Source organism: Sphingomonas sp. Leaf62 (assembly GCF_001421915.1).
Lineage (GTDB): Bacteria > Pseudomonadota > Alphaproteobacteria > Sphingomonadales > Sphingomonadaceae > Sphingomonas.
Window position 1 is genome coordinate 195,812 of record NZ_LMLN01000002.1, and the last position, 7,237, is coordinate 203,048.

A 7,237-nucleotide genomic window follows, 5' to 3' on the forward strand; every position below is an offset into this window, starting at 1 on the left:
GCACAACGACGTACAACCCGGCCAACGGGTGGCGTCCATGACAGGGAGAGGTCGATGCGTCGCACGTTCGGAATCCGCGCGGGTTTGTTGCTGGGGGCGGCGCTGGTCGCATCGCCCGTACTGGCGCAAACCACCGAAACACCACCCGAAACTCCCGCCGAATCGGCGTCGGTGGTCGAGGATCAGGGCGACGGCGACATCGTCGTCACCGCCCGCCGCCGCGCCGAAAGCGTCATCGACGTGCCCATCGCCATGTCGGTGGTGACCGGCGACCAACTGACCCGTAGCGGCGCGGTCGACATCACCGCGTTGCAGGACAAGACGCCCAACCTGACGCTGCAGATCGCGCGCGGTTCGAACTCCACGCTGATCGCGTTCAGTCGCGGCGTCGGGCAGCAGGACCCGCTATGGGGCTTCGAACCGGGCGTCGGCCTCTATCTCGACGACGTCTATGTCGCCCGGCCGCAGGGCGCGGTGCTCGACATCTTCGACGTGGAGCGGGTCGAGGTGCTGCGCGGGCCGCAGGGCACGCTCTATGGCCGCAACACCATCGGCGGCGCGATCAAATATGTGACCCGGCGGCTGGGCCACGACTTCGCCGGCACCGCCCGCGCCTCCTATGGCGCGTACAATCAGCTCGACCTGATCGGGCAGGTGACGGTGCCGATCGGCGATACGCTGTCGATCGGCGGCGCGGTCGCGCGGTACAAGCGCGACGGGTATGGCCGGAACCTGACCACCGGTGCCGACCAGTATGACAAGGACGTGCTGGCCGCGCGCGTCTCGGCTGAATGGACGCCGAGCGACAGCATCTTCGTGCGCGTCGCCGGCGACCGGACGCTCGACCGGTCGAACCCGCGCCACGGCACCCGGCTGCTGGGGAACGGCACCGATCCGCGCTATGCGCCGACCGCCAGCGTGTACGACACCCGCGCCGGGGTCGGCGATCGCAACCGGGTGGTGGCGCAGGGGCTGTCGCTGACCGGCGAGTTCCGGCTGTCCGACCTGCTCACCTTCAAATCGATCAGCGCCTACCGCGAAGGGGCGACCAACACCGTCATCGATTTCGACAATACCGCATTGCCGACGCTCGACGTGCCCGCCGAATATGACGACTGGCAATTCACCCAGGAACTGCAACTGTTGATCGAGGGGGAGCGGGTGCAGGGCGTCGTCGGCCTCTATTACCTCAACGCCGACGCGTCGGGCGCGTTCGACACGGTACTGGGCGGCCTCAACCTGACCACGCTGACCGCGGGACAGGTGCGGACCAAAAGCTATGCCGCGTTCGGCGACGTCAGCTATGACCTGACCGACCGGCTGAAGATCTCGGCGGGCCTGCGCTATACCAGGGACGACAAGACCGGCACGGTATTCCGCCGCAACTATACCGGCATCCGCAGCCCGGCGTTCGGCAATGCCGCTGCGGTGCCCGGCCTGATCCGCACCGATTACACCAACGACCGCAGTTTCGACCAGTTCACCCCGCGCGTCTCGATCGCGTATGAACCGCGGCAGGATCTGAACCTGTATGCGTCATGGGGCAGGGGGTTCAAATCGGGCGGGTTCGACATGCGCGGCGACGCGGTGTTCACCCCGACGACAGTGGGCGGCTATGATCCCGAAAAGATCACCAGCTATGAAATCGGCATGAAGGGCGCGTTCCTCGACCGTACCCTGTTCCTGAACATGGCCGGCTATTATTCGCGCTACACCGATCAACAGGTCACGATTCAGGTACCCAATGTGAATGGCGGCATCGCCAGCTTCGTCGACAATGCCGGCAAGGCGGACATTTACGGGCTGGAGATCGAGGGGCGGATGGTCCCGTCGCGCAATTTCTCGGCGCAACTGTCGTTCGGCTATACCAATGCCGAGTATAAGCAATTCCTGACCTTTATCGGCGGCGGCACCACGCCGGTCGATGTATCGGACCAGCGCGTGTTTCAGAATACGCCCGAATTCACCGCCGCCGCATCGTTCACCGCCTCGACCGATCTTGCCGGTGGTTCGTTGTCGGTCACGCCCGAAGTCACGCTGCGCAGCGATTATGCGCTGTTCGAAATCCCGACCCCTGCGCTCGATCAGGACGGCTACGCGCTGGTCAACGCCTCGGCCAACTGGCTTTCGGGGAGCGGCCGCTACCGCCTCGGCGTCGCGCTGCGCAACCTGACCGACCAACGCTATCGGGTAGGGGGCTATAACTTCCCCGGCGCGCTCTTCGGCAATTCGATCATCGGCTATTACGGCCCGCCGCGCACCGCGACCGCAACGTTCGAGGTCCGGTTCTAACTCCTCCCCGGTACGGGGAGGGGGACCGCCGCGAAGCGGTGGTGGAGGGGGGTGGCCACCTCCACCATGGTTGCGTACGCGGCGANCCTCCACCAGCTACGCTGGTCCCCCTCCCCGTGAACGGGGAGGATTTCTGAGGAAGTGCATGAAAAACCCCCGCATCACCCTCGCCATGTTGCTGCTGGTCTACAGCTTCAACTTCCTCGACCGGCAAATTCTCGCGATCCTCGCCCAACCGGTCCAGCGCGACCTCGGCCTCGACGACGGGCAGATGGGGATGCTGGGCGGCCTTGCCTTCGCCGTGCTCTATTCGACGCTAGCGATCCCCTTGGCGCTGATCGCCGACCGCACCAGCCGCACCTGGGTCATCACCATCAGCCTTGCCGTATGGAGTGCCTTCACCGCGCTATGCGGTACCGCGCAGAACTTTGCCCAGATGTTCCTGTACCGGTTGGGCGTAGGGGTAGGGGAGGCGGGCGGCGTCGCCCCCTCCTATGCGCTGATCGCCGATACCTTTCCCCCCGAACGGCGCGCCCGCGCGCTCGCCATCTATTCGCTTGGTATTCCCCTGGGCGCGGCGGGCGGCGTCCTGCTCGGCGGCTATATCGCGCAGGCGGTCGAATGGCGCACCGCCTTCTACGCGGTCGGGCTGGCGGGCATCGTCATCGCGCCGTTCTTCCGCCTGTTGGTGAAAGACCCGCCGCGTGCCGCCGTCGCCGCCGATCGTATCCCGGTCGGCCGCGTCTTCGGCATTCTCTCGCGCAAACCCAGTTTCTGGCTGCTCGCCTTCGGCGCGGCGGCGGGGTCGATGTGCGGCTATGGCGTCGGTTTCTGGATGCCCAGCCTGATGATGCGCAGCTTCGGCCTCGACCTGATCCAGACCGGCCAGTTCTTCGGTGCGCTGCTACTGACCGGCGGGGTGGCCGGCATCCTGCTCGGCGGTTCGCTCGGCGACCGGCTGGGCGCCCGTAACAAGCGCTGGTACGCCCTGCTGCCCGCGCTCTGCTATGTGCTCGGCACGCCGTTGTTCATTGCCGGGACGTTGTCGAACGGCTGGCTCGCGGCGTTCGCCCTGTTCGTGGTGCCGCAGGCGCTGGTCTATGTCTGGCTCGGCCCGGTGCTGACCGCCGTCCAGCATCTGGTACCGGCGCATATGCGCGCCACCGCCTCGGCCTGTTTTCTGCTCATCAACAACCTGATCGGGCTGGGGCTGGGGAGCTGGGTGGTCGGCCAACTGTCGAAGGGCCTTGCTCCAACCTATGGCAGCGAATCGCTCCGCTACGCGATCGCAGCGGCGCTGTGCCTGTATCTGGTCGCCGGTGCCCTGATGGCGCTTGCCAGCCGCCGGTTGGAGCGTGACTGGGTCGCGTGATGGGGTTCACGCGAAGGCGCGAAGAACGCGAAGAAGGGTAGATTTCACGCAGAGACTCAGAGACGCGGAGGGCCTTCCCCACCCGTCACCCCGGGCTCGACCCGGAGTCCCGCTTCTCCTTCTACGCCCGGCCAAAAGAAGAAGCGGGACCCCGGATCAAGTCCGGGGCGACGCGTGGGCGGGGTATGGCGACTTCATCATATGCCGCACCAGCGGCTCTCATCTGGCGCTCGGCTGCGCAGGGCACCGGCTCGCACGACCGCAACCCTCCGCATCTCGGCGCGAACTTCTACCCTTCGTGCCTTCGTGCCTTCGCGTGAACCCTACCGCTCGCGCGTCGCCGCGAACGTCACCTTGGAATACCGGTCGGCAATATACCCGACCTCCCACGCGCTCTTCGCCAGGAACACCGGGTTCCCGTCGCGATCCTTGGCCATTGCGGACCGATGCAGATCGGTGAACGCCTTCAGGTCGGTCGGATCGCCCGCCGAAATCCAGCGCGCGGTTTCGAACGGTGCCATTTCCAGCCCCGCCGCGACCTTGTATTCGACCTCCAGCCGGCTCAGCAGCACTTCGAGCTGCAACTGCCCGACCACGCCGATCACCCAGTTCGACCCGATATCGGGATAGAAGACCTGCGTGACGCCTTCCTCGGCCATGTCGTCGAGCGCCTTGCGCAACTGCTTGGTCTTGGTCGGGTCCTTCAGCACCACGCGGCGCAGGATTTCCGGCGCGAAGTTCGGCAGGCCGGTGAAGCGGACATCGGCCCGTTCCGACAGCGTATCGCCCACCCGCAGCGTGCCATGGTTGGGGATACCGATGATGTCGCCCGGATAGGCTTCGTCGGCCAGTTCGCGTTCGCGCGCGAAGAACAGGATCGGCGAATGGATCGCGATCGGCTTGCCATGCCCGGTCGGCGTCAGCTTCATGCCGCGTTTGAAGACCCCCGAACACAGCCGCATGAACGCGATCCGGTCGCGGTGATTGGGGTCCATGTTCGCCTGCACCTTGAACACGAACCCCGTCACGCGGTCGTCGGTCGGGTCGACCGGGGCCGGCTCGGCGGGCTGCGGGCGGGGCGGGGGGGCGTGGCGCGCGATCGCGTCGATCAGAGAATCGACGCCGAATTCTTTCAATGCCGATCCGAAATAGACCGGGGTCAGGTCGCCCGCGCGATACGCCCCGACGTCGAAGCCGGCATAGCCGCCGGTCGCCAGCTCGGCCTCTTCGCGCAGCCGCTCTGCCCCCTCCGGCGACAGCACCGAATCGATGCGATCGTCGTCCAGCCCGGTGAACTGTTCGACCTTGCCCTGAAAATCCTTGGTTCCGGCCTCGGGCTGCAACAGCCGGTTGTCGACCAGATCGTAAATCCCCTCAAACTGGCCGCCCATCCCCGCCGGCCACGTCATCGGGCACACGTCGAGTTGCAGCATGTCGGCGACTTCATCGAGCAGCGCGAACGGATCGCGCCCTTCGCGATCGACCTTGTTGACGAAGGTGATGATCGGCACGCTGCGCAACCGGCATACTTCGAACAGTTTGCGAGTCTGCGGCTCGATGCCTTTCGCCGCGTCGATCACCATCACCGCCGAATCGACCGCGGTCAGCGTGCGATAGGTGTCTTCGCTGAAATCCTCGTGGCCCGGCGTGTCGAGCAGGTTGAAGATGAGGCCGTTGCGCTCGAACGTCATCACCGACGACGTGACCGAAATCCCGCGCTGCTGCTCGATCTTCATCCAGTCCGACCGCGCGCGCCGGGCGGCACCGCGAGCCTTGACCTCGCCCGCCAGATGGATCGCGCCGCCGAACAGCAGCAGCTTTTCGGTCAGCGTGGTCTTGCCGGCGTCGGGATGGGAAATGATCGCAAAGGTGCGGCGATCGGAAATATGGTCCATCGCCGGCCTTTAGTGTGGGGCGGGGGAGGCGGCAAGTTTGGCTTCGTGCCACCGGGCAACGAAGAAGGCGGGTTCACGCGAAGGCGCGATGGCGCGGAGAGAAGAAGGAAGTGGTTCGCGCAGAGACGCCGAGACGCGGAGGAGTTGCGTGAGCGGTGAACCTCCGCCGGGAAAGCGGCCTTGTCGCTCATGCCAGCGAGCGGTGCGGTCTCCCGAACGCGCCCGGTAGCAGCAATCGCAACCCCTCCGCGCCTCTGCGCCTCTGCGCGAAATCCAGCCTGATTTCTTCTCTTCGCGTCTCCGCGCCTTCGCGTGAAAATCAATCCTCCAGCGTCACCGACATCGCCGCCCGATGCGACTGTCCCGGCGCGACCCGGTTGATCCCCGGCTTGTCGAAGATATCGCCGGCAAACCCCTCCGGGTCGGCAATCCCGTCCCACGGCTCGATACACACGAAGCTGGCACCCGGCTTGGTCCAGATGCCCAGCTTCGGCATCCCCGGAAAATCGACCCGCAACTGCGGACCGTCTTCCGCCCCATACCGCACCCAGGTGCTTCGCACCGGATCGAAAACCAGCGCATCGCGCGCGAACAGATCGTCGGTCAGCGTCAACACTCGGTCCACCACCGGATCGGGCCGCCGCTCGGGCGCGATCGTCCCGTTGTCGGCAATCGCGGCGACGGTGCCAACTTCGGCATCCGAAAATACCATCCGATGGTCCGCCCGGTCGTGCCCGTACGGCAGCGGCCACGCGAATGCCGGATGAAAGCCGATGCTCGCCGGCAGGTCGCGGTCGCCCTTATTGGTCACCGTCACCTCGGTATGGAGCGTCGCCCCCTCCAGCCGATGTTCCACGTGGAGCATAAATGCGAACGGATAGACGGCACGCGTCTCTTCATCGTCGGTCAGTTCGAACCGTACGAATGTGTCGCTATGTGCAACCTTCGTAAACTTCCGCCGCCGCGCGAAGCCGTGCTTGGCCATTGGATAGGTCGTGCCGTCGACGCGATATTTATCGCCCTGCACCGCGCCGATGATCGGGAACAGGATCGGCGCATGGCCGGTCCAATAGGCCGGATCGGCATCGGTCATCAGCTCACGGCCGGCCGCATCCTTGATCGAATGCAGTTCGGCCCCCAGCGGTTCGATCGCCACGGTCAGCGTGCCGTTGGTCAGGGTCACGGTCATGCGCGCAGGCTCCCGCCGATCTTGGTCGCCGCAGCGACGATCTTGTCCGAAATTGTCTTCAACTCGGCATCGGTGAAGCTCTTCGCCCCCGGCTGCAACGTCACCTCGATCGCGAGGCTCTTGTGCCCCGGCTCGACGCCTTGCCCTGCGAACACGTCGAACAGCCGCGCATCGACGATCGCCGCCTTGTCCGCGCCGCGCACCGCCCGCACCAGCTGGTCGCTGGTCACGCTGTCGGCCACGACGAACGCGAAGTCGCGCGTCACCGCCTGCAACGCCGGCGGCGCATAGGCTCCGCGCATCGCGCCGCCACCGCGCTTGGCCGGCAGCGCATCGAGATACAGTTCGGCCGCAACGGTGCCCGCCGGCAGGTCGAACGCCTTGGCGATGGTCGGATGCAGCACGCCGAAGCTCGCCAGCACCGTCTTCGGCCCCAGCCGCAACGTCGCCGACTGGCCCGGATGATAGACGTCGCCCGGTGCCTCCATC

4 protein-coding genes and 1 pseudogene are annotated in these 7,237 nt (G+C 65.9%); 2 read left to right on the forward strand and 3 right to left on the reverse strand.

What is annotated here, in order from left to right; genetic code table 11:
• Positions 1-54 precede the first annotated feature (54 nt).
• Both ASE91_RS01700 and ASE91_RS01705 read left to right on the forward strand, forming a co-directional pair.
• Complete coding sequence (locus tag ASE91_RS01700; protein WP_056622071.1) at positions 55-2,292, forward strand: TonB-dependent receptor; 2,238 nt, start codon at positions 55-57, stop codon at positions 2,290-2,292.
• Between the two features lie 145 nt (positions 2,293-2,437).
• Entirely contained in the window at positions 2,438-3,664 is a 1,227-nt protein-coding gene (locus ASE91_RS01705) for a spinster family MFS transporter (RefSeq protein ID WP_056622073.1), read from the forward strand.
• 323 nt (positions 3,665-3,987) lie between these two features.
• Here the strand turns inward: ASE91_RS01705 and ASE91_RS01710 are convergent, their stop codons facing one another.
• The 3 genes and pseudogenes from ASE91_RS01710 to ASE91_RS20335 form a co-directional block, all read right to left on the reverse strand.
• Positions 3,988-5,559: a peptide chain release factor 3 gene (locus ASE91_RS01710; protein ID WP_056622075.1), complete on the reverse strand. Its 1,572-nt coding sequence runs from the start codon at positions 5,557-5,559 to the stop codon at positions 3,988-3,990.
• A gap of 319 nt (positions 5,560-5,878) precedes the next feature.
• Positions 5,879-6,748 carry an aldose 1-epimerase family protein gene (locus ASE91_RS01715; protein WP_056622077.1) on the reverse strand — a complete coding sequence of 290 codons (870 nt, stop codon included), beginning with the start codon at positions 6,746-6,748 and terminating at the stop codon, positions 5,879-5,881.
• Positions 6,745-7,237 (reverse strand): annotated as a pseudogene (locus ASE91_RS20335) (phenylalanine--tRNA ligase subunit beta); the annotation flags it as partial. The pseudogene ASE91_RS20335 and the gene ASE91_RS01715, both read right to left, overlap by 4 nt.